The 22,415-nt window shown below is 67.4% G+C and carries 21 protein-coding genes; 17 read left to right on the top strand and 4 right to left on the bottom strand.

Annotated elements, in window-relative coordinates; all coding sequences use genetic code 11:
- The first annotated feature begins 540 nt into the window (after positions 1-540).
- Complete coding sequence (fabV, locus tag AC5P76_RS04370; protein WP_053520465.1) at positions 541-1,800, top strand: enoyl-ACP reductase FabV; 1,260 nt, start codon at positions 541-543, stop codon at positions 1,798-1,800.
- Positions 1,801-1,949: 149 nt separating this feature from the next.
- Here fabV and AC5P76_RS04365 read toward each other — a convergent pair whose 3' ends face one another.
- The 3 genes from AC5P76_RS04365 to AC5P76_RS04355 form a co-directional block, all read right to left on the bottom strand.
- Entirely contained in the window at positions 1,950-4,019 is a 2,070-nt protein-coding gene (locus tag AC5P76_RS04365) for an EAL domain-containing response regulator (protein WP_180876326.1), read from the bottom strand.
- Between the two features lie 91 nt (positions 4,020-4,110).
- Positions 4,111-5,295 (bottom strand): BaiN/RdsA family NAD(P)/FAD-dependent oxidoreductase, encoded by a 1,185-nt coding sequence (locus AC5P76_RS04360; protein ID WP_111185616.1) that lies wholly within the window; start codon positions 5,293-5,295, stop codon positions 4,111-4,113.
- Positions 5,292-5,840 carry a YaeQ family protein gene (locus AC5P76_RS04355; protein ID WP_053517781.1) on the bottom strand — a complete coding sequence of 183 codons (549 nt, stop codon included), beginning with the start codon at positions 5,838-5,840 and terminating at the stop codon, positions 5,292-5,294. The genes AC5P76_RS04360 and AC5P76_RS04355 overlap by 4 nt, the downstream gene beginning before the upstream one ends.
- A 124-nt stretch (positions 5,841-5,964) precedes the next feature.
- Between AC5P76_RS04355 and AC5P76_RS04350 the strand changes: the two genes are divergently transcribed.
- Complete coding sequence (locus AC5P76_RS04350) at positions 5,965-6,846, top strand: pseudouridine synthase (RefSeq protein WP_253118817.1); 882 nt, start codon at positions 5,965-5,967, stop codon at positions 6,844-6,846.
- 13 nt (positions 6,847-6,859) lie between these two features.
- Here AC5P76_RS04350 and AC5P76_RS04345 read toward each other — a convergent pair whose 3' ends face one another.
- Positions 6,860-7,351: a YaiI/YqxD family protein gene (locus AC5P76_RS04345; RefSeq protein WP_253118816.1), complete on the bottom strand. Its 492-nt coding sequence runs from the start codon at positions 7,349-7,351 to the stop codon at positions 6,860-6,862.
- A gap of 303 nt (positions 7,352-7,654) precedes the next feature.
- Here AC5P76_RS04345 and AC5P76_RS04340 point away from each other — a divergent pair, with 303 nt between their 5' ends.
- The 15 genes from AC5P76_RS04340 (at position 7,655) to pcaC (ending at position 22,365) form a co-directional block, all read left to right on the top strand.
- Positions 7,655-7,864 carry a cold-shock protein gene (locus tag AC5P76_RS04340; RefSeq protein WP_005416210.1) on the top strand — a complete coding sequence of 70 codons (210 nt, stop codon included), beginning with the start codon at positions 7,655-7,657 and terminating at the stop codon, positions 7,862-7,864.
- A 148-nt stretch (positions 7,865-8,012) separates the two neighbouring features.
- Positions 8,013-8,702 carry a glutathione S-transferase gene (locus AC5P76_RS04335; protein WP_065181317.1) on the top strand — a complete coding sequence of 230 codons (690 nt, stop codon included), beginning with the start codon at positions 8,013-8,015 and terminating at the stop codon, positions 8,700-8,702.
- 31 nt (positions 8,703-8,733) lie between these two features.
- Positions 8,734-10,299, top strand: coding sequence for a protein adenylyltransferase SelO (locus tag AC5P76_RS04330; protein ID WP_053517776.1), 1,566 nt, complete (start codon positions 8,734-8,736; stop codon positions 10,297-10,299).
- Positions 10,300-10,572: 273 nt separating this feature from the next.
- Positions 10,573-12,084, top strand: a complete 1,512-nt coding sequence (locus tag AC5P76_RS04325; protein WP_253118814.1) for a right-handed parallel beta-helix repeat-containing protein — start codon at positions 10,573-10,575, stop codon at positions 12,082-12,084.
- A 22-nt stretch (positions 12,085-12,106) separates the two neighbouring features.
- Positions 12,107-13,396, top strand: a complete 1,290-nt coding sequence (locus tag AC5P76_RS04320; protein ID WP_053517773.1) for a carbohydrate porin — start codon at positions 12,107-12,109, stop codon at positions 13,394-13,396.
- A 35-nt stretch (positions 13,397-13,431) separates the two neighbouring features.
- Positions 13,432-14,283 carry a type I 3-dehydroquinate dehydratase gene (gene aroD / locus AC5P76_RS04315; protein ID WP_253118813.1) on the top strand — a complete coding sequence of 284 codons (852 nt, stop codon included), beginning with the start codon at positions 13,432-13,434 and terminating at the stop codon, positions 14,281-14,283.
- Positions 14,284-14,336: 53 nt separating this feature from the next.
- A complete protein-coding gene (locus tag AC5P76_RS04310; RefSeq protein ID WP_193396263.1) occupies positions 14,337-15,653 on the top strand; it encodes an MFS transporter in 1,317 nt (438 codons plus the stop codon).
- A 169-nt stretch (positions 15,654-15,822) separates the two neighbouring features.
- Positions 15,823-16,503: a 3-oxoacid CoA-transferase subunit A gene (locus AC5P76_RS04305; protein ID WP_053517770.1), complete on the top strand. Its 681-nt coding sequence runs from the start codon at positions 15,823-15,825 to the stop codon at positions 16,501-16,503.
- Positions 16,500-17,147: a 3-oxoacid CoA-transferase subunit B gene (locus tag AC5P76_RS04300; protein ID WP_053517768.1), complete on the top strand. Its 648-nt coding sequence runs from the start codon at positions 16,500-16,502 to the stop codon at positions 17,145-17,147. The genes AC5P76_RS04305 and AC5P76_RS04300 overlap by 4 nt, the downstream gene beginning before the upstream one ends.
- A 1-nt stretch (position 17,148) precedes the next feature.
- Positions 17,149-18,363, top strand: coding sequence for a 3-oxoadipyl-CoA thiolase (gene pcaF / locus AC5P76_RS04295; RefSeq protein ID WP_429000968.1), 1,215 nt, complete (start codon positions 17,149-17,151; stop codon positions 18,361-18,363).
- Positions 18,364-18,430: 67 nt separating this feature from the next.
- Complete coding sequence (gene pcaH / locus AC5P76_RS04290) at positions 18,431-19,141, top strand: protocatechuate 3,4-dioxygenase subunit beta (protein WP_053517767.1); 711 nt, start codon at positions 18,431-18,433, stop codon at positions 19,139-19,141.
- A gap of 4 nt (positions 19,142-19,145) precedes the next feature.
- Entirely contained in the window at positions 19,146-19,709 is a 564-nt protein-coding gene (gene pcaG / locus AC5P76_RS04285; protein WP_253118812.1) for a protocatechuate 3,4-dioxygenase subunit alpha, read from the top strand.
- A 90-nt stretch (positions 19,710-19,799) separates the two neighbouring features.
- Positions 19,800-21,143, top strand: coding sequence for a 3-carboxy-cis,cis-muconate cycloisomerase (locus AC5P76_RS04280; RefSeq protein WP_495205804.1), 1,344 nt, complete (start codon positions 19,800-19,802; stop codon positions 21,141-21,143).
- A 25-nt stretch (positions 21,144-21,168) separates the two neighbouring features.
- Complete coding sequence (gene pcaD / locus AC5P76_RS04275; RefSeq protein WP_180876336.1) at positions 21,169-21,954, top strand: 3-oxoadipate enol-lactonase; 786 nt, start codon at positions 21,169-21,171, stop codon at positions 21,952-21,954.
- A gap of 24 nt (positions 21,955-21,978) precedes the next feature.
- Positions 21,979-22,365, top strand: coding sequence for a 4-carboxymuconolactone decarboxylase (gene pcaC / locus AC5P76_RS04270; protein ID WP_065181323.1), 387 nt, complete (start codon positions 21,979-21,981; stop codon positions 22,363-22,365).
- Positions 22,366-22,415: the final 50 nt, after the last annotated feature.

Here is a 22,415-nt window from a genome sequence, read left to right as displayed (position 1 = left end):
GCCGTGAACCCGTCCATGGGGGCTTGGCAGCCGCATCCATGCGGCTGACACCCCGCACTCCGACACCGCCCCACCTTCGACACGTTCACGCGGCTGTCGGTAGGTGTCGATCTTGGTCGACACATCTGTCAGATTTCGAATGAATTCAATCGTGTCGACCAAGGTCGACACCCACCAGAGCAGAATGCGGTTCCGACAGAACGCGGAAGACTGTCGAAGGCGGGGTGGGTCCGGTTGCGGGGGCGTGAGCGCCATGGATGGCGCGACCGAGCCTACATGGACGTACTTGCGGCGTCCCCCGCAACCGGACCTGCCCCGCCATCCCGCAGATAGCTCGCTTCTGACGTTGACGTTGACGTTGACGTTGACGTTGATTCGGCAGGTGCAGGGTGCAACCCTGCAAAACAAACACCACCCTACGGCAGCGTCGGTTGTGCATTCGGCTCTCGCGCACTACGATCCTGCGGTTCGCGCGCGCAGGCGCGCCCTCCGATTCCTGCTGAGCGCCCTGCGCGCCGCATCTGCCAACCCGAGGTATCCATGGTCATCAAACCGCGCGTCCGCGGCTTCATCTGCGTCACCACCCATCCGACCGGCTGCGACGCCGCCGTCAAGCAGCAGATCGACTACATCCGCGCCCGCCCGCCGATCCAGAACGGTCCCAAGCGCGTGCTGGTGATCGGCGCCTCGACCGGCTACGGCCTGGCCGCCCGCATCACTGCCGCGTTCGGCAGCGGTGCGGCGACCCTGGGCGTGTTCTTCGAGCGTCCCGGCAGCGAGACCAAGCCGGGCACGGCGGGCTGGTACAACTCGGCGGCGTTCCACCGCTATGCCGATGAGGCCGGCCTGTATGCCAAGAGCATCAATGGTGATGCGTTCTCGGATGAAGTGAAGGCGCGCACCATCGAGATGATCAAGGCCGATCTCGGCCAGGTCGACCAGGTCGTCTACAGCCTGGCTGCGCCGCGCCGCAAGCACCCAAAGACCGGTGAAGTGATCAGTTCCACGCTGAAGCCGATCGGTGAGCCGATTACGCTGCGTGGCCTGGATACCGACAAGGAAGTGATCACCGAGACCACTTTGCAGCCGGCGACGCCGGAGGAAATCGCAGGGACCGTCGCAGTGATGGGCGGTGAAGACTGGCAGATGTGGATCGACGCGCTGGCCGATGCCGGCGTGCTGGCCAATGGCTGCACCACCACCGCCTTCACCTACGTTGGCGAAGAAATCACCCAGGCCATCTACTGGAATGGCTCGATCGGCGCTGCCAAGAAGGATCTCGACACCAAGGTGCTGGGCCTGCGCGAGAAGCTGGCGAAGATTGGCGGTGATGCCCGCGTGTCGGTGCTCAAGGCCGTGGTCACCCAGGCGAGCTCGGCCATTCCGACGATGCCGCTGTACCTGTCGCTGCTGTTCAAGGTGATGAAGGAAAAGGGCACCCACGAAGGCTGCATCGAGCAGCTGGACGTGCTCTACGACATTCTCTACGGCGGCAAGGCCGACGGCGTGGCGATCGACCGCCTGCGTCACGATCTGGTCGATGGCGATGGCCATACCGTCGCGCTGGTCGATGAAGAAGGCCGCCTGCGTGCCGACTACAAGGAAATGGCGGCAGACGTGCAGGGCAAGGTGGTTGCGCTGTGGCCGCAGGTGACCAACGAGAACCTGTACGAGATCAGCGACCTGGCCGGCTACAAGGCGGACTTCCTGCGCCTGTTCGGTTTCGGCGTTGAAGGCGTCGACTACGAGGCCGACGTCGATCCGGATGTGAAGATCAACAATCTGGTCGATATGACCTGATCGAAAAGGCCGGCGAAAGCCGGCCTTTTCACATAGGGCGCGCCGCTGTGCTCGCCGGGCATGGCCCGGCGCTAGCAGGCTCGTCGTGCATGGGCCGGCGTTACCCCGGCGCCCCTTGGTAGCGCCGGGCCATGCCCGGCGATGCAGGATCACCCGAAGTCGAAACTCATCGTCGGCAGCGCCGGACCGACGAAGTCGCCCTGCACGTAGTCCACGCCTGCACTGAACAGCAGCGTCATGGAGTTGGCATCGCTGACGAACTCGGCGATGGTGCGGATACCGGCCTCCTGCGCGCGCGCCGTGATCTGGCTGATGCGGTCGATGTTCTCGCGGGTCGCCGCCAGGTCGCTGGTGAATCCACGGTCCAGCTTGAGGAACTGCGGCTGGAAGTGGGCCAGCAGCTGGAACGAATCCAGGCCGGACCCGAACTGTTCCAGGCCGATGCGGCAGCCCAGCGGGGCCACGGCTGCCAGGAACTGCTGGGCGCTGCGCAGGTGGGTGAACACCTTCGCTTCCGGCGCATGCAGCCACAGGCGCTCGCCCGGAACCCCGTGCGCTTTCAGTTCACCACGCAGGGTGGCAATCATCTGCGGGTCGTCGAACGATTCGGGGGTGACCTTCACCAGCATCTGGGTGGCGCTGCCTTCGCGCGCGCGCTGCCCCAGCACCGTGATGGCCTTGGACACCACCCAGCGGTTGATCTCGGCCAGCAGCCCGTGTTCCTCGGCGATGCCAAGGAAAGCGGTGGGACTGAGCAGTTCACCGTTGTGCTCCAGTCGCAGATAGGCTTCATACAGCTCCAGTGGCTCGCCCTGCAGGTTCAGGACCGGCTGGTAATGCAGCTGGAAGCCGTCGCCGTCCAGGGCTTCGCGGATGCGGCCGACCCATCGCTGCACGCGTTCTTCCTCGACCCGATCGACCGCGGCCGGATCGAAGATGCGACAGGTGTTGCCCAGCTCGGCGGCCGCCTGCGTGCACTCGCTGGCACGCGCCAGGACCTGGCCGATACTGGCGATCTTCTCGCCGACCTGGACACCGCCGATGCTCACGGTGACCGTGGCCGAACGCGCGCCGATGCTGAACACATGGGCGGCATATGCCTCACGGATGCGTTCGGCCAGTGCCACGGTCTGCGCATAGGGGCCGGCCTGCAGCACGGCGAAGCTGTGTTCGCCGAAGCGCGCCAGCTGCGCGGCCTCCCCCACGACATCGGCCAGCAGGGAGGCCAGCGCGCCGATGAGGGTATCGGCCGAGGCCAGCCCGATGTCCGGCATCAGCCGCGCATAGTGGTCGGGCTCGACCAGCAGCAGGCCGAACTGGCCCTCGCTGCGGCCAGCCTGGGCGACCGCACTTTCGACCTGCAGCATGAAGGTCGGCCGGTTCAGCAGGCCGGTCACCTGGTCGCGCTGGCGAAGATCCTCGACCTCTCGGGCCAGTTCCGGGTCGAACTCGATCCGGCGGCGGAACACGACCTGCAGGCAGGATTCGCCCTCATAGGTGGCTGCGGTGAACTCCATCGTTGCCGGAAACGCACTGCCATCCTGGTGGCGTGCATCGAGCTGGTACTGCGGTGGTGGCGCTTCGCCGCGGCTGAGGCTCTTCAGCAGTTGCTTGAAGTCATCAACATGCTGGGCGGCCACCATGTCCAGCAGCGAGATGCCCTCGATGTCGTCGAAATGCTCGTAGCCGAACATGTCCAGATAGGCATCGTTGGCGCGGATGTGCATGCCTTCGTGCACATAGGCGATGGGTTCGCGGGAGGAGGCAATCAGCGCGTCGCAACGGCGCTCGGTCTCGCGCATCTGTGCCTCGATGCGGCGCAGCCCGCGGCGCGCCTGCAGGTCGACCCACTGGTCGCGGACCACCGCCAGCAGATGCTCCGGCCGTTGACGGAGGGCAAGGGCGCGGATGCCATGGCTGCTGGCCTGGACCAGCTCATCCTCGTCGATGCGCTCGGCCAGCAGCACCAGCGGAATGTCCTTGCCACTGGCCGCGATGTGCTGGGCCACCAGCGGCAGCGGGATGCCCTGCGAGGGCGAGGCCAGCACCAGATCGATGGCCTGGTTGGCCAGCACCTGCGACAGCTCGGCCGAATCCTGCGGGCGCCAGGGGCGCACGGCGATGCCGCTGTTGCGCAGCGTGCTGACGATGGCTTCCGCATTCTCGCCGCTGTCGTCGACGATCAGCAGGCGGATGGTGATGTCGTTCGCGTTCTGCATGCACTGCTCCCCAATCTGCGGATCTTGATACACGATGCTCGGCGAGCCGTCCATGCGTGCAGGCATCCCGCACCCCGAACGGCGATGCGGTTCACACCACGCTGCCGGCGGCGTGGCCGCTGGCCCAGGCCCACTGGAAGTTGTAGCCGCCAAGCCAGCCGGTGACGTCCAGCACTTCGCCGACGAAATGCAGGCCCGGCACGCGCTTGGATTCCATCGTGGAGGACGAAACGTCGGCGGTGTCCACGCCGCCCAGCGTAACCTCGGCGGTGCGGTAACCTTCGGTGCCACTGGCCACCAGCGGGAACGCACCCAGCAGCTGCGCAGCCTGGCGCAGCTGGGGCTCATCCAGCTGCCGTACCGGGCGGTCCGGCAGCCAGTGTTCGCACAGGCGCTGGGCCAGGCGCTTGGGCAGGACCTCGGCCAGCACCGTGCGCAGTTCGGCGGCTGGCCGCTCCTGTTTCATCCGTCGCAGCCACTGGCCGGCATCCTGGCCGGGCAGCAGATCCAGTTCCAGTGCATCGCCGGGTTGCCAGAAGGAGGAGATCTGCAGGATCGCCGGGCCGCTGACGCCACGATGGGTGAGCAACATGGAATTCTGGAACTGCATGCCGTTGCAGCGCGCCTCGATCGGCAGGGCGACACCGCTCAGGTCGGCCAGGCGCTCCTGGTGCCTGCCACTGAGGGTCAGCGGCACGAGTCCGGCGCGGGTCGGCAGCACGGCATGCCCGAACTGGCGTGCAATCTCGTAGCCGAAGCCGGTTGCGCCCAGGCTGGGGATGGACAGGCCACCTGTGGCGACCACCAGCGAGGCGCAGTGGAACATCCCCTGCGTGGTGTGCACACGGAAGCCATCCGTCCCGTGCTCGATGCGCTCGACGCTGCAGTGGGTACGGATGTGCGCACCCGCTGCCTGGCACTCGTCCACCAGCATCTTCACGATCTGCTTGGACGAAACGTCGCAGAACAGCTGCCCCAGCTCCTTCTCGTGATAGGCGATGGCATGGCGCTCGACCATCTCGATGAAGTGCCAAGGCGTATAGCGGGCCAGCGCCGATTTGCAGAAGTGCGGATTGGCCGACAGGAAGTTGGCCGGGGTGGTGCCGGTGTTGGTGAAGTTGCAGCGGCCACCGCCGGACATCAGGATCTTCTTGCCGATCTTGTTGGCGTGATCGATCACCTGCACCTGGCGGCCGCGCCGGCCGGCGGTGATCGCGGTCATCAGGCCGGCGGCGCCGGCACCGATCACCACGACGTCGCAGCGCGTCGTACTCATGCCTTGGCGCGCTTGCGCCAGGTGGGGATGATGTCGAGCTGGATCTGGTCGTTGAGGATCTGCACCTCGCCGTCCTGGATCAGCACGCTGAAGCGCATGGCACGCTGGATCTGCTGGCCCCACTGCTCGACGAAGGTGCCATCGAGGTCGATCACCGACAGGTTGTCGAAGCGCGCCAGGCCCTTGCCCTGCTTGCCCCACCAGATGTCGGACGCATTGCCGCCGTAGTTGACCACCTGCACCTGGCGGCTGCGGTTGCTGGCCTTGCGGATACGGGATTCATCGGGGTGGCCGAGGTCGATCCACTGCAGGATGTCGCCGGTGTAGTCGTGCTGCCACAGGTCCGGCTCGTCATCCGTACTCAGGCCCCGGCCGAATTCCAGGCGGTCGTCGGCGTTGAGGGCGAAGGTGAGCAGGCGCACCATCAGGCGCTCGTCGGTTTCCGACGGATGCTGGGCCAGGGTCAGGTTGTGGGTCGCGTAGTAGCCGCGATCCATGTCGCTGATCTGCAACTCGGCCTTGCGGATGGTGGCGGTGAGGGCCATGGGGGATCCGTCGACTAAAGAGGACAATGATAGAGGTTTGCTGCAGGGGTGTCCGTGGCCGGGGTGTCTGCCGCGCGTCAACGGTGGCACGCTTGCGGTTCCTGTTGCCGCCGGAGCGGACGCGATGACCCTGCCCAGTCGGCTGCAGCTGCCACCCGGCCATTGGCCGACCCTGCTGGACGGCCTGTGCGCACGCTTTCCGCGCATCGACCGCAGCCAGTGGCAGGACCGGTTCGCGCGCGGACGGGTACAGGATGCGCAGGGCAGGGCGCTGGCGGCGGACCAGCCGTGGCAGGTGGGGCTGGAAATCCTGTATTTCCGCGAGGTCAGCCACGAGCCGCGCATTCCGTTCAACGAGACGATCCTCTACCAGGACGAGCATCTGCTGGTGGTCGACAAGCCGCACTTCCTGCCGGTGACCCCGGCGGGTGCCCATGTCCGCGAAACCCTGCTGGCCCGGCTGGTGGCGCGGACCGGCAACGCGCAGCTGGCACCGCTGCACCGCCTGGACCGGCTCACCGCCGGGCTGGTCCTGTTCTCGCTGCGACCGGAGTCGCGCGATGCCTACCAGCGCCTGTTCCGCGAGCGCCGTATCGACAAGACCTACGAAGCGCTGGCCCCGGCGCTGCCGGCGCTGGACTTCCCGTTCGAGCGCCACAGTCGCATCGGCCCGGCACAACCGTTCTTCCGCATGGGCGAAATGGAGGGCGAGCCGAATGCGAGTACCCGCATCGAGGTGATCGACGCGACAGGTCCGGTCTGGCGCTACCGCCTGCAGCCGAGAACCGGTCGCAAGCACCAGCTGCGCGTGCACATGGCGGCGCTGGGCGCGCCCATCATCGGAGACGACCTGTATCCGCAGCTGCGTCCGGCCGCGACCGGGGCGCAGGCGCCGCTGCAACTGCTGGCGCGGGCGTTGTCCTTCGACGATCCCCTGGATGGGGAACGGCGGGTGTTCAGCAGCCAGCGTCAGCTGGGCCTGGAGCTGGGCCCAGTGGTGGCGTGAGCCGGGCCCCGCCTCATCGCGCCACGCGGATGCTGGCCAGCCAGCGGTCCAGCGCGCTGCCGAACGCCTGGCGGTCGCGCGCATGCAGGGGAGGCGGGCCCCCGGTCTGGACGCCGGCGCCGCGCAGCTCTTCCATGAAATTGCGTACCGACAGGCGCTGGGCGATGGTGTCGGCGGTGAACAGCTCCCCGCGCGGATGCAGGGCCAGCGCGCCTCGTTCGAGCACCAGCGCGGCCAATGGAATGTCCTGGGTGACAACCAGATCGCCGGCGGCGACCCGTTCGACGATGGCGCTGTCAGCCACGTCCAGGCCCTGCGGCACCTGGAGGGAGCGGATCCAGCGCGAGGGCGGGGTGCGGATCCACTGGTTGGCGACCAGGGTCAACTCCAGGCCGACCCGCTCGGCGGCCCGGAACAGGATGTCGCGGATGACAACGGGGCAGGCGTCTGCGTCCACCCAGACGCGGGGGCGGGGCAGTTCAGCCGGGGTTTCAGCTTCAGTCATTTACCCAGTGTAGGGTAGGAAAAACCTGAATGGGTCCCCGGATCCGGGCCCGACCGACTGCCAGCCCTTGCCACGCCTAGCGGGGGCGGGGTGGCGATGAATGCCGGGGCTATCGCTTTTTGGGGAAAACACGCGTATCGTGCGACCCACTGTGTTTGCTAGGGTCACCGTGAATCGTGGCCTGGTGCAGTTGATCTCACGATCCACTCATCGATCCGCTTTACCAACGCCTGCAACTCAGTCTCGGCCCCGATACCCGGTGGCTGCGATTTTTTTCAACATGTGTTTCAGGAGTTAGTAAATATGTCTGAACGTCAGACCGGCACCGTCAAGTGGTTCAACGACGCCAAGGGCTTCGGCTTCATCACCCCGGAAAGCGGCCCGGACCTGTTCGTGCACTTCCGCGCCATCCAGGGCACCGGCTTCAAGACCCTGCAGGAAGGCCAGAAGGTCACCTTCATCGCCGTCCAGGGCCAGAAGGGTATGCAGGCTGACCAGGTGCAGGCGGTCTAATCCGTCTGCTGCCCTCGGGTAGCCAGAACGCCGGAAGCGCAAGCTTCCGGCGTTTTTTTTTTGCGTCGGCGGGAGCAGGCACGGATCGAATCCACAGGCGCATGCGTGCAGGCGCGTTACGATGCTTGCACCCCTCTGGAGTCCTTTCATGCGCATCGTCCATCACCTCGAGAATTCCCGTTCGCTGCGCGTGCTGTGGATGCTGGAGGAGCTGGGGCTGGACTACGAACTGCGCCGTTACCCGCGCGACCCCAGAACGCTGCTGGCACCGCCGGCACTGCGCCAGGTACATCCGTTGGGGAAATCACCGGTGCTGCAGGACGGTGAGCAGGTGCTGGCCGAATCCGGCGCCATTCTTGATTACCTGGCTGACCGCTACGACACGCAGCGGCAGGTGTCGCCGTCGCCGATACCGGCCGAAGGTGCCGAGCGCATGGCCTATCGCTACTGGCTGCACTACGCCGAAGGCTCGGCGATGCCGCCGCTGCTGCTGACGCTGGTGATGAGCCGCATCCGCAACGCGCCGGTGCCGTTCTTCGTGCGCCCGATTGCCCGCAGCATTGCCGACAAGGCCGAGCAGAGCTTCGTCGGCCCGCAGCGCCGCCTGCACCTGGACTGGATGGAGCGCCGCCTGGCCGAGAGCCCGTGGTTCGCGGGTGAGCGTTTCACCGCGGCCGATATCCAGATGAGCTTCCCGATCCAGGCCGCAGCGGCGCGCGGAGGCGGACTGGACGACAAGCCGGCGCTGCGCGCGTTTCTCCAGCGCATCGGTGAACGCCCGGCCTACCAGCGCGCTGAAGCGCACGGCGGATCGCTGCAGGCGCTGCGCGGCGATTGAGGTCGGCGGCGTCCATCCCCATGTCAGGGCCATGGACAGCCCCTTCCCGCGATTCGACAACCGTCTGCTGACCGTCCTGCCGGGCGACCCGGAAGCCGGGCCCCGTCGGCGTGAAGTCCGAGAGGCGGCCTGGTCGTCGGTGATGCCGACGCCGGTCGCCGCGCCGACCCTGCTGGCCTGGTCGCCGGAGGTCGCCGCTCTGCTCGGCATCGATGTGGCTGAAGTGTCGAGCGGCACGTTTGCCCAGGTATTCGCTGGCAACGCGTTGTATCCGGGCATGCAGCCGTGGGCCGCCAACTACGGCGGGCACCAGTTCGGTCACTGGGCGGGCCAGCTTGGCGATGGGCGGGCGATCTCGCTGGGCGAGCTGGTTGCGCCGGATGGCCGGCACTGGGAACTGCAGCTGAAGGGGGCAGGCCCGACCCCGTACTCCCGTGGCGCCGACGGTCGCGCGGTGCTGCGCTCGTCGATCCGTGAATTCCTGTGCAGTGAGGCCATGCACCACCTCGGTGTACCGACCACGCGTGCGCTGTCGCTGGTCGGTACCGGCGAGCACGTGGTGCGCGACATGTTCTATGACGGCCGTCCGCGAGCCGAGCCCGGCGCGATCGTATGCCGTGTGTCGCCCTCGTTCCTGCGTTTCGGTTCGTTCGAACTGCCGGCCTCGCGCGGTGAGACGTCACTGCTGCAGCAACTGGTGGATGCCTGCATCGCCCGTGATTTCCCCGAACTGGCAGGGCAGGGTGAGGCGCTGTACGGTGACTGGTTCGCGCAGATCGCGGTGCGCACCGCCGAGATGATCGCGCACTGGATGCGTGTCGGTTTCGTGCATGGGGTAATGAACACCGACAACCTCTCCGTGCTTGGCCTCACTCTCGACTATGGCCCCTATGGCTGGGTCGAGGACTTCGATCCGGACTGGACCCCGAACACGACTGACGCACAGGGCCGTCGCTACCGCTTCGGAACGCAGCCGCAGGTGGCGTACTGGAATCTGGGGCGGCTTGCGCAGGCGCTGTCGCCCTTGTTTGCCGACGTCGCGCCGTTGCAGGCGGGCCTTGCTGCCTATCAGGCCACCTTTGCCGCCTGCACGCGTCGCGATGCGGCGGCCAAGCTTGGCCTGGCAGCTGCCGATGATGCCGATCTGCAGCTCTACCAGCGCTGGCAGCAGCTGCTGCAGGACGGTGGCATGGACATGACCCTGTCCTGGCGCGCCTTGATGCGGATCGATCCGGCATCGCCCGATCCGGCGGCACTGGCTGAGGTCTACTACGACCGGGAGCGGCAGGAGGCCGTGCAGGTGCCGCTGCGGCAGTGGCTGCAGGACTACGCCGCGCGATTGCGGGCGGATCCTCTTCCGGCCGCCGAGCGCCTGGCGAAGATGGGCGCGGCCAATCCGCTGTACGTGCTGCGCAACTGGTTGGCGCAGGAAGCGATCGACCGTGCGGAACAAGGGGACATGGGCGGCGTACACGCCTTGCAGGATGTGCTGCGCGATCCGTACACCCAACGCGCCGGACGTGAGCATTTCGCCAGCAGGCGCCCGGCCTGGGCCGACGACCGCGCCGGCTGCTCGATGCTGTCCTGCAGTTCCTGAGCGGTGCTACGGCGCAGCCGTGCGCTTCGCCTGGCAAGTGCCAGTGCAGCCTTCCCTACAACGATGGTCGTACCCATTCAGTGCGATATTCGCACGCGTAGTCGATTACCGCACTTGAATGGTGCAGTGCGATAAACCTAATTTCACTTCCGCAGATTCAAAGCAGTCCAAGCGATCCACCCCTGGCGGGGCGAGGGCAGCACCCGACCCGGTGCTGAAGCCAGGTGCAGGGGAAGACCGCAGGATTTCCCTTCACCTGTGCGGAGTGATCGCATGCGTCGTCGCTTGTCCGTTGTTTCTCTGTTCCTGCTCGCCCAGTTGCCGACGCTGGCGTTGGCCTACCAGGCCGAACCGCCGCGCGGGCCCCTGCAGGTGCTGCGCGTGGACCGCTACGCCGACGACACCCGTCCCGGCTCCCTGCGCTGGGCGATCACCACCGCCAACACCGCGCCGGGCCGCTATCGCATCGAGATCGACGCGGTGGGTACCGCGCCCCATGTGATCAAGCCGACCTCGCCGCTGCCGGAGATCAAGGGGCCGGTGCAGATCATCGGCACGTCCTGGGGCCGCGATGGCCAGTACATCGCCATCGACGGTTCGGCCTACGTCACCGGCACCGGCACCGACGCCTGTCCGGGCGCCGAACCGGGCCAGTCGGGCACCAACGTGCGCACCACCACGCTGCCGGGGCTGGTCCTGCGGGATACCCAGGGCGTTGAACTGGCCGGTCTGGAGATCCGCAATTTCTGCATCGGTGTGCTGGTCAACCGCTCCAGCCACAACGAGATCCACGACAACCGCATCGTCGCCAACAAGGGCGGCGCCGGCATCATGCTCACCGGGGACGACGGCACAGGGCAGTCCACTGCCACCACCACCGTGCACAACCGCATCGTGCGCAATGAATTCCTCGACAACGGCGATGGACTTGAGCTGACCCGTGGCGCGGCCTGGAACCTGGTGGCCGACAACCTGTTCCAGTCCACCCAGGCCAACCCGGAACCGTCGCAGGGCATCGAAATCCTCTGGGGCAACGACAACAGCGTGGTACACAACCGCTTCGTCGATTACTCCGATGGCCTGCAGATCAACTGGGGCAACCGCAACTACATCGCCGCCAACACCTTCACCGGCAATTCGCTGGGCCTGAGCATCACCGGCAGCGGCAACGTGGTCGATGGCAACATCATCACCGGCAATGGCATCGGCATCGGCGTGCGCCCGCAGCCGGTCAGTGCGCCGAACCGCTTCACCGCCAACCGCATCTTCGGCAACGGCCTGCCGATCGAGCGCTGCGAGGCCGGCGGCGCCTGCGTGAAGGGCCAACCGCGCGGCGCCATCGTGTTCGGCGTGCCAGGCCTGGAACACGCCAGCTTCGTCGGTTCACGTGGTCGTGGTGTCGACAATGATCCGTCCAAGCGTGCGCGCATCTGCTCCGCTGCCGGCCAGACCGACTGCCAGCCGCTGCCGAACCTGGGCCAGGCGGCGCCGCAGCTGACTGGCGTGCAGGGCAAGGGTACGCAGCGCCAGTTGATCGGTCGTTTCCAGGGTACGCCCGGCAGCCGTTACCAGGTCGAAGTGTTCGGCAACCGCGCCGCCAGCAGCAGCGAGGCCGAGTGGGTGCTGGGCAGCGTGCAGGCGCGCACCGATGCGCAGGGGCAGGGCCGTTTCACCTTCCCGCTCGGCGCCGCGGCAGATGCTGCGGCTGCCGGCAGCCTGACCGCCACGGTCACCTCGGCGCAGGGCGCCACCTCCCCCCTGAGCGCGCCGCTGTCGCTGCGCTGATCATCTCCACGAGACCGCGATCATGAATCTTGCGAAACCCGTTTCCCTGGCCGTCCTGGCCACCGCGCTGCTGCCCTGCATCGCCAGCGCGCAGTCGAGCAACCGCTACGAAGGCAGGACCCTCACTGGCGACTGGGGCGGCACCCGCACCGATCTGTTCGAGCGTGGCATCGCCTTCCGCGGCGACTACGTGGGTGAAGCCATGGGTGTGGTCGATGGCGGCTACGGCGAAACCGGTGCGCGCTATGCGCAGCAGGTGCGCGTTGGCGTGGACCTGGACATGGGCACGCTGGCCGGCTGGAACGGCGGTGCCTTCCACTTCACCCTCAACGACCGTCGCGGCCGCAGCACCTCGGTGGACTTCGTCGGCAACCGCTTCCCCATCCAGGAAGCGTACGGCGGCCAGTACACGCGGCTGACCGAACTGAGCTACGACCAGACCTTCAACGCGGGGCAGTCGTACTACAAGCTGGGCTATTACGCGATGGGCAACCAGTTCGGCCTGCACAGCCTGCTGACCCACTTCGTCAATGCGGCGTTCTGCGCGCACCCGCTGGCGATGTCGGGCAACAGCGGCTGGTACAACTACCCCGTGGCACGCTGGGGCGGTGAGTTCGCCCAGCAGGTCAGCCCGGCCGTCAACGTTCGCACCGGCTGGTTCCAGGTGAATCCGAACCTGGGTGGCAACATCGAACGCAACGCGTTCCGTCCGCTCGCTTCCGGTACCACCGGTTCGCTGTTCCCGGTGGAAGTGACCTGGACCCCGGCCAAGGGCAGCCGCTATGCGGGCGTCTACAAGTTCGGCGGTTACTACGACACCTCACGCGTGGACAAGCGCGGTCTGGATGCTTCGCCGACGACCGGGCGCCACGGCGCCTACGTGCTCGCCGAGCAGCGTCTGACCCGGGAATCGGCCGATTCCAGCCGCGGCCTGACTGCGTTCGCGCAGTACATGGTGTCCGACACCGACACCGCGCAGATCAAACGCTGGTATGCGCTGGGCGGGGTTTACCAGGGCATTGGCTCGCGCGCCCAGGACAGCATCGCGCTGGGCTACGTAGGCGCCGACATCAACAACCGGCTGGTCGATGCGCGCCGGGCCACGCTGGCCGCCGGTGGCGTGCCTGGCGATTCGCCGCTGTACAACCTCAGCCAGGCCGAGGAGCTGTTCGAACTGTCCTACAGCGTCCAGGTAAACCCGTGGCTGATGATCCGCCCGGATGTGCAGTACATCGTCAACCCGGGCACGTTCAACTACAGCGGTACCGACAACGCCTGGGCCGTGGGCGTACAGGCCAAGGTGACCTTCTGATGGCCATGCGCTCCTTCCATGCTCTGGTGACCGCCATGAAGCTTCCGCTCGCTCCGGTTGTGCTGGCCGGTGCACTGTGCGCCGGCCCGGCGCTGGCCCTGGCCGCACCGCCGCCGGCGGTACTGCAGGTCGGCCAGTTGCGTATCGGCGAGGGGCATCCCCGCACCATCGTGCCGATCACTGGCGCCACCGCTGACGTGGCCCTGCAGCAGGCGGCGGCCATCGCTGCCAGCAAGGCCACCGACATCGCCGAGTGGCGCATCGACTACCTGGACATCGCCACCGATGGCAAGGCGCTGGTCGCGCTGGGCAAGCGCATCCAGGCCACGCTGGGCGGCAAGCCGGTCATCGTGACGTTCCGCACCAAGGCCGAGGGCGGCGCCAAGCCGATCAGCGATGCCGACTACGGCGCGCTCTACGCCACGCTGCTGCGCGGCGGCGTGGCCCAGCTGATCGACGTGGAGATGTTCCGTGATCCGAAGGTGGTGCAGGCGCTGGTGGCGCAGGCGCACAAGGCCGGCGTGAAGGTGGTGATGTCCAACCATGACTTCCACGCAACGCCGCCCCGCGATGAGATCGTCGCGCGCCTGCTCAGGCAGCAGGCGCTGGGTGCGGACGTGCTGAAGATCGCGGTGATGCCGCGCGACGCAGGCGACGTGCTGGCCCTGCTCGATGCCACCTGGCAGGTGCGCCAGCAGAGCGACAGGCCGCTGCTGACCATGTCGATGGGGGGCACCGGTGTGGTCTCGCGCCTGGCTGGTGAAACCTTCGGCCAGGCGCTCACCTTCGGCATGATCGGCACCCCGTCGGCACCGGGCCAGGTCGAAGTCGATCGCCTGCAGGACGTCCTGCAGGTCATCCATGCATCCAGCCAGGCCGGTCACTGAGACCTTCCCCGCCGGACGTTCCACCGCATCACGCTGTTGCAGGAAACCGCCCCATGAGCCACGCCGCCCCCGCACCCTCGCTTGTCCTGGAACGGATGAGTCCCTTCCAGTGGACCGCCATCGCCATCTGCGTGCTGTTGAACATGCTCGATGGCTTCGATGTGATGGTCATGGCCTTTACCGCGCCGCATGTGTCGGCGGACTGGGAGCTGTCGGGCAAGGTGCTGGGGATGATGCTCAGCGCCGGCCTGGTCGGCATGGCGCTGGGCTCGTTCCTGCTGGCGCCGCTGGCCGATCGCTGGGGCCGGCGGCCGATGATCGTGTGCTGCCTGCTGATCCTGACCAGCGGCATGGCGCTGTCGGCGCTGGCTGCCAACGCCTGGCAGCTGGGCGCGCTGCGCGTGTACACCGGCATCGGCATCGGCGGCATGCTGGCCGGCGTGGGCGTGATCACCGCCGAGTACGCCAATGCCAAGTGGCGCAGTACGGCGGTCGCGCTGCAGGCCACCGGCTATCCGATAGGCGCCACCGCCGGCGGTCTGCTGGCGGCGTGGATGCTGGAACACTGGTCCTGGCACAGCGTGTTCCTGATCGGCGCCGCGGCGTCGCTGGTGTGCATTCCGCTGGTGCTCAGGTGCCTGCCCGAATCGCTGGATTTCCTGGTTGCGCGTCGCCCGGCCGATGCGCTGCCGCGCCTGAACGCACTGCTCTCGCGCATGCGCATGCCGCAGCTGCAGGCGCTGCCGCCGGCGCCGCTGCGTGATGGCCAGCGGCAGGGCTATGCGGCGCTGTTCGTGGGTGACCTGCGGCGCGTCGCGCTGCTGATCGCGTTGGCCTTCTTCCTGCACATGTTCGCCTTCTACTTCGTGCTGAGCTGGACGCCGAAGCTGCTGGTCTCTGCCGGTGTCTCCGCCCAGCAGGGCATCACCGGAGGCGTGCTGTTGAACCTGGGCGGCATCGTCGGCGGAAGCCTGTTCGGCTGGCTGGCCTCGCGCTGGTCGCTGTCGAAGCTGACCGCCGGTGCGCTGCTGCTGGCGATGGTGTCGATGCTGGGCTTTGCCGCCTTCAACACGCAGCTGGGCATGGCGTTCCCGTTGGCGTTCGTGATCGGTGCAGCACTGTTCGCCGCGATGGCGGGCCTGTATGCCGCGGCGCCGGTGGTGTTCGCCGCGCAAGTGCGGACCACCGGTCTGGGCTGGGCCATCGGCATCGGCCGCGTCGGTGCGATCCTCTCGCCGCTCACGGTGGGTGTGCTGGTGGATGGCCACTGGCGGCCCTCCGCGTTGTATGTGCTGTGCGCGCTGCCGCTGCTGCTGGCGGCCTGGGCGTGCCTGGGTCTGCGCGTGGGCGTGGGCCGGAACCAGCGTTGAACCGCGAGGGAGTCGTTGACTCAATGTGCGATTATCGAATCATGAGTGCGAATATCGCATTGACCGGACGGAGTGCCATGGCGACCATGTCGAGGCCGTGTTTTCCCTTCGCAGTGGCTCTGAAGCGAGGCGGTGATGACCGCTGGCGCGCAGGGCAAGGAGCAATGCAGTGATCGACAAGACCGTGGCCAGCGTGGAAGCAGCGGTGGCCGATATCCATGATGGCGCCACCGTGATGATCGGCGGCTTTGGCACGGCGGGCATGCCCGACGAGCTGATCGACGCGCTCATCGCACAGGGTGCGCGCGAGCTGTGCATCATCAACAACAACGCCGGCAACGGCGATACCGGCCTGGCCGCGCTGATCAGGCACAAGCGCGTGCGTCGCATCGTCTGCTCGTTTCCGCGCCAGGCCGATTCGCAGCATTTCGACGCCGCCTACCGCGCCGGTGAGATCGAACTGGAGCTGGTGCCGCAGGGTAATCTGGCCGCGCGCATCCACGCGGCGGGTTCCGGCCTGGGGGCGATCTTCACCCCGACCGGCTACGGCACCGAGCTGGCGCAGGGCAAGGAGACGCGTGAAATCGACGGGCGTCACTTCGTGCTTGAGTACCCACTGCACGCTGATTTCGCGCTGATCAAGGCCGACCGCGGCGACCGTTGGGGCAACCTGGTGTACCGCAAGACCGCACGCAACTTCGGCCCGCTGATGGCGATGGCCGCGCGCTGCGCCATCGTGCAGGTGCGTGAGGTGGTGCCGCTGGGTGAACTGGACCCGGAGGCCGTGGTGACCCCGGGCATCTTCGTGCAGCGTGTGGTGCCGGTGGCCGCAGCGGGGGTGCAGGCATGAACAAGCTCAGCCGCGAACAGATGGCCGCGCGCGTGGCGCGTGACATTCCCGAAGGTGCCTACGTCAACCTGGGCATTGGCCTGCCGACCACGGTGGCCAATTTCCTGCCGGCCGACAAGGAGATCTTCCTGCAGTCGGAGAATGGCCTGCTGGGCATGGGACCGGCGCCGGCGCCTGGCCGGGAGGATCCGGATCTGATCAATGCCGGCAAGCAGCCGGTCACCCTGCTGACCGGGGGCTGCTATTTCCACCATGCCGATTCGTTCGCGATGATGCGTGGCGGCCACCTCGATATCTGCGTGCTGGGTGCCTTCCAGGTCTCGGTGCAGGGCGACCTCGCCAACTGGAGCACCGGGGCCCCCGATGCGATTCCGGCCGTAGGCGGCGCGATGGACCTGGCCATCGGTGCCAAGCAGGTGTTCGTGATGATGGACCTGTTCACCAAGAAGGGCGAGAGCAAGCTGGTGACCGAGTGCAGCTACCCGTTGACCGGGCTGCGCTGCGTGTCGCGCGTGTACACCGATGTGGCGGTGTTCGATCTGGGGGCTGATGGCGCGACCGTGCTGGAGATGGTGGAAGGGATGGATATCGGACAACTGCGTGAACTGACCGGCCTGCCGCTGGCACTGGCCGAGGGAGCCTGAGATGAGCCTGCACGAGACCTACATCGTCGATGGCATCCGTACCCCGATCGGTCGCTATGGTGGTGCGCTGTCCGGCGTGCGCGCCGACGACCTCGGCGCGATTCCGCTGAAGGCACTGCTGGCGCGCCACCCGCAGCTGGATCCGGCGCTGGTCGAGGACGTCTACCTCGGCTGTGCCAACCAGGCCGGCGAAGACAACCGGAACGTTGCGCGCATGAGCCTGCTGCTGGCCGGCCTGCCGGTGACGGTGCCGGGCAGCACGATCAACCGCCTGTGCGGGTCGGGCCTGGATGCGATCGGCACGGTGGCCCGTGGGATCGCCACGGGCGAGCTGGGTCTGGCCATTGCCGGTGGTGTCGAGTCGATGTCACGCGCGCCATTCGTGATGGGCAAGGCGACCTCGCCGTTCGCCCGCGACCAGCAGATTGAAGACACCACCATGGGCTGGCGCTTCATCAACTCCCGCCTGCGCGAGCTGCATGGCGTGGAGACCATGGGCCAGACCGCCGAGAACGTGGCCGAGCGCTACGCCATCAGCCGCGAGGACCAGGATGCGTTCGCGCTGCGCAGCCAGCAACGCACCGCCGCCGCGCAGGCGGGTGGATTCTTCGATGGCGAAATCGAGGCGGTGGAGGTGCCGGGCCGCAGGCGCGGCGAGACCGTGACTGTCGACCGCGATGAACACCCGCGCGGCGATACCACCGCAGACGCTCTGGCCGGACTGAAGCCACTGTTCCGGCAACCCGGAACGGTGACCGCAGGCAATGCCTCGGGCATCAATGATGGTGCCGCGGCGTTGCTGCTGGCGTCCGGTGCGCAGGTCAAGGCGCAGGGCCTCACCCCGCGCGCACGCATTCTCGGCTTTGCCAGCGCCGGCGTGGAGCCGGCAATCATGGGCATGGGCCCGGTGCCGGCCAGCCAGAAGCTGATGACGCGCCTGGGCTTGTCCATCGCCGATTTCGATGCCATTGAGCTGAACGAAGCGTTCGCCTCGCAGAGCCTGGCCTGCATGCGCCAGCTGGGCCTGGCCGATGATGCCGCGCACGTGAACCCCAACGGCGGCGCCATCGCACTGGGGCACCCGCTGGGCATGAGCGGTGCGCGCCTGGCCCTGACCCTGCTGCGCCAGCTGGAAGCCACCGGGGGCCGGCGTGGCCTGGCCACGATGTGCATCGGCGTGGGGCAGGGTGTAGCCCTGGCCATTGAGCGCGTGTGAGCCCCAACGAACCCATGATCTGCACGACAGCCGCGGCCTGCGGGCCGCTCGCCAACAGGAGTACGCCATGAGCGATCCCACTCAACTGCGCGGCTACCGCACGCCGTATCCCGGCAGCCAGCCGCCGCGCATCCACCTGCCGTATGCCTCCACCGCGCTGCGTGGCCCGGGTACCGATCCGATCGCCATCCCGGTGACGCTCTCGGAAGTGACCGGCCCGAGCATCAACCGCATCACCCTGGGTGAGCACGCCGCGGACCTGACCGCAGGTTTCCCCGGCCAGCCGCAGGGCGAGCGCATCATCGTCAGCGGCCGCGTGCTGGACGAGAATGGCCGCCCGGTGCGCAACACCGTGGTCGAGGTATGGCAGTGCAACGCTGCTGGCCGTTACCTGCACAAGGGTGACCAGCACGATGCACCGCTGGATCCCAACTTCAAGGGTACGGGCCAGGTGCTGACCGACAGCGAAGGCCGTTACCGCTTCACCACCATCAAGCCCGGCGCCTACCCGTGGCGTAACCACTACAACGCCTGGCGCCCGGCGCACATCCATTTCTCCCTGCATGGCGATGGCATCGGCCAGCGGCTGGTCACGCAGATGTACTTCCCCAACGACCCACTGCTGGCGTTCGATCCCATCTACAACTGCGTGGACGATGCCAACGCGCGCGAGCGCATGGTGTCCTCGTTCGATTGGGAAACCACTACCAACGAATTCGCGCTGGGTTACCGCTTCGACATCGTGCTGCGCGGTCGCAAGATGACCGTCTGGGAGTAAGACCATGAGTTTCCAATCCACTCCGTGGCAGACCGTCGGCCCGTACTACCGCCTGGGCCTGGAACCGCTGTACCGCACCGACATCGCCCCGGCCGCCGCGCAGGGCGAACGCGTGCACGTGCAGGGCCAGGTGTTCGATGGCAATGGCGTGCCGGTGTCCGATGCCGTGCTGGAAATCTGGCAGGCCGACGCACAGGGCATCTATGCCCATGGCGAAGACCCGCGCCGCGACGACCACGACCCGGCCTTCGATGGCTGGGGCCGCGTGCCGACCGATGAGCAGGGGCGGTTTGCCTTCAGCACCGTCAAGCCGGGCCGCGTGCCGGGCCTGCGCGGCGAGCCGCAGGCACCGCACCTGATCGTGCTGGTGTTCATGCGTGGCCTGCTGCAGGCTGTGCGGGGTCGCATCTACTTCAGCGACGAGACCAGCAATGGCGAGGACGGCATCCTCGCGCTGGTACCGCCCGAGCGCCGTCACACGCTGGTTGCGCAGGCGCAGGGCAAGGGTCTGTACCGGTGGGACGTGCACATGCAGGGCCCGGATGAGACGGTCTTCTTCGCCTACTGATCGCGGCGCGCGCGACGCGCCTTCCGGCCACTCCACGCCCGCACGCAGCGGGCGCGGGTAAGCTGTGGCCACCCAGGATGGACTGCACCGATGAGCCTCTCCCCAACGCTGCTGGGCGGTCTGTTCGGCGATTCTGCCGTCGACGCCGTGTTCAGTGATCAAGCGCGCCTGCAGGCGATGCTGGACGTCGAGCGCGCGCTGGCACGCGCGCAGGTGCGGTGCGGGGTGATTCCCGCCACTGCACTGGCCCCGATCGAAGCGGCCTGCCGCGCCGATCTGTATGCGCTGCCGGCGCTGTCGGCCGCCACCGCGCAGGCCGGCAACCCGGCCATTCCATTGGTCAAGGCGCTCACTGCGCAGGTCAAGGCGAATGATGCCGAAGCCGCGCGCTGGGTGCACTGGGGCGCCACCAGCCAGGACATCATCGACACCGGCGCCGTGTTGCAGCTGCGCACGGCGGTCGGTCAGGTGCAGGCGCGACTGCAGGTGCTGTGCACGGCGTTGGCGCGGCTGGCCGAGGCCGAGCGCGGCACCGGTCTGCCGGGACGCACGCTGCTGCAGCAGGCCGTGCCGGTAACCTTCGGGTTGAAGGCCGCCGGTTGGCTTGATGCCCTGCAGCGCAGCCAGCGGCGCCTGGATGCGCTGGCCGAAGACACTCTGGTGCTGCAGTTCGGTGGCGCCGCGGGCACGCTGGCCTCGCTGCAGACGCGCGGGTTGGACGTGGCCGAGGCCCTGGCTGCCGAGTTGCAGTTGCCGCTGCCGGCGCTGCCCTGGCACACCGCACGTGATCGTATCGCCGAACTGGGCAGCGTGTTCGCGCTGCTGACCGGCAGCCTCGGCAAGATCGCCAGCGATATCGTGCTGCTGATGCAGTCCGAGGTGGCGGAGGCCTTCGAGCCGGCCGGGGAGGGCAAGGGGGGCTCCTCGGCGATGCCGCACAAGCGCAATCCGGTGGGCTGCGTGGCGGCCATCGCCGCCGCCACGCGCGTGCCGGGCCTGCTGTCCACGTTGTTCAGCGCCATGCCGCAGCCGCACGAGCGCGCGGCCGGGCAGTGGCATGCCGAATGGGAGACCGTGCCGGAGATCGTCCGCCTGTGTGCGGGCAGCCTGGCCCAGGTTGAGATGGTGGTGCAGGGCCTGCAACTGGATCGCGCACGCATGCGCCAGCATCTGGACAGCCATGGCGGCCTGCTCTACGCCGAGGCCGTGGCGGTCACCCTGGGCGAGCGTATCGGCAAGTCGGCCGCGCACGCCCTGGTGGAGCAGGCCGCGAAGCAGGCGCTGGCGCAATCGCAGCATCTTCGCAACGTGCTGGCGCAGACGCCGGAGGTCACCGCGCAGCTTTCCGCTGCACAACTGGATGCCCTGTTCGCTGCCGACAGCTGGCGCGGCATGGCCGATACCTGGATCGACCGCGTGCTCGCGCGCGGCTGATCCCACGTTCACCGCTGGAGCACGCATGCCCTTCCTCGACCTTCCGCAGCACCGCCTGCATTACCAGACCGAGGGCCGTGCAGACGCGCCATGGCTGACGTTCTGCAATTCGCTCGGTACCGACCTGGGCATGTGGCAGCCGCAGGTGGATGCGCTGGCCTCGCAGTATCGAATCCTGCGTTATGACCGTCGGGGCCACGGCCAGTCCAGCGCTCCGCCGGGCTTGTACACCGTGGCCGAACTGGGCGCCGACGTGCTGGCGCTGTGGGATCACGTGGGCGTCGAGCGCAGCCATTTCTGCGGTCTTTCGATCGGTGGTCTGACCGGGCAGTGGCTGGGCGTGCATGCGGGCAACCGGCTGCGCACGCTCACCGTGGCCGCCACCGCGGCGAAGATCGGCACGCTGGAGAGCTGGCAGGCGCGTATGGCCCAGGTCCAGCACGATGGCTTGTTGCCCCTCGTGGATGGCACCCGCGAACGCTGGTTCACCGCTGCCTTCGCACAGACCCATGCCAGCCAGGTGGAAGAGATCCTGCAGGTATTCCTGGCGACCCGCGTCGACGGTTACGTCGGCTGCTGCAACGCTGTGGCAACGGCCGACTTCCGCGATGTGCTGGGCCGCATCGGCGTGCCGCTGCTGGCCATTGCCGGTGATGATGATCCGGTGTGCGTGCCGACCGATCTGCAGGCAATCGTCGAGGGCGTGGCCCATGGCCACTACGCCGCTGTCCCGGGCCGCCACATCTGCAACCTGGAGTCGCCGCAGGCATTCACTTCCGCACTGGCTGCGCATCTTTCCGCGCAGCACTGACCCCCGCATAACAGGTAGACCACGATGGACGAACAGGAACGCTACGAAGCTGGCCTTGCGGTGCGCCGCCAGGTGCTGGGCGAGGCACACGTTGAACGCTCGCTGCAGGCGCGCACCGATTTCACCACCGAATTCCAGGACTTCATCACCCGCACAGCGTGGGGCACGGTGTGGACGCGTGAGGGGCTGCCGCGGCATACGCGCTCGCTGCTGACCATCGTGATGATGGTGGCGCTGGGCCACGACGAGGAGTTCAAGCTGCACATCCGTGCCGCCCGCAACAACGGCGTCACGCCGGAGCAGATCAAGGAAGTGCTGCTGCAGGCTGCGATCTACTGTGGCGTGCCTGCGGCCAACCACGCCTTCGCGCTGGCTAAGCCGATTCTGGAAGAGCAGGCCGCCGAGGGCTGATGCCGGTTCCGCCGGGCGTGGCCCGGCGCCACCTGGCCGCGTTGTGGTAG

It is taken from the genome of Stenotrophomonas sp. YJH_SMC_36, assembly GCF_059369935.1.
This window is presented reverse-complemented; position numbering and strand designations above follow the sequence as displayed.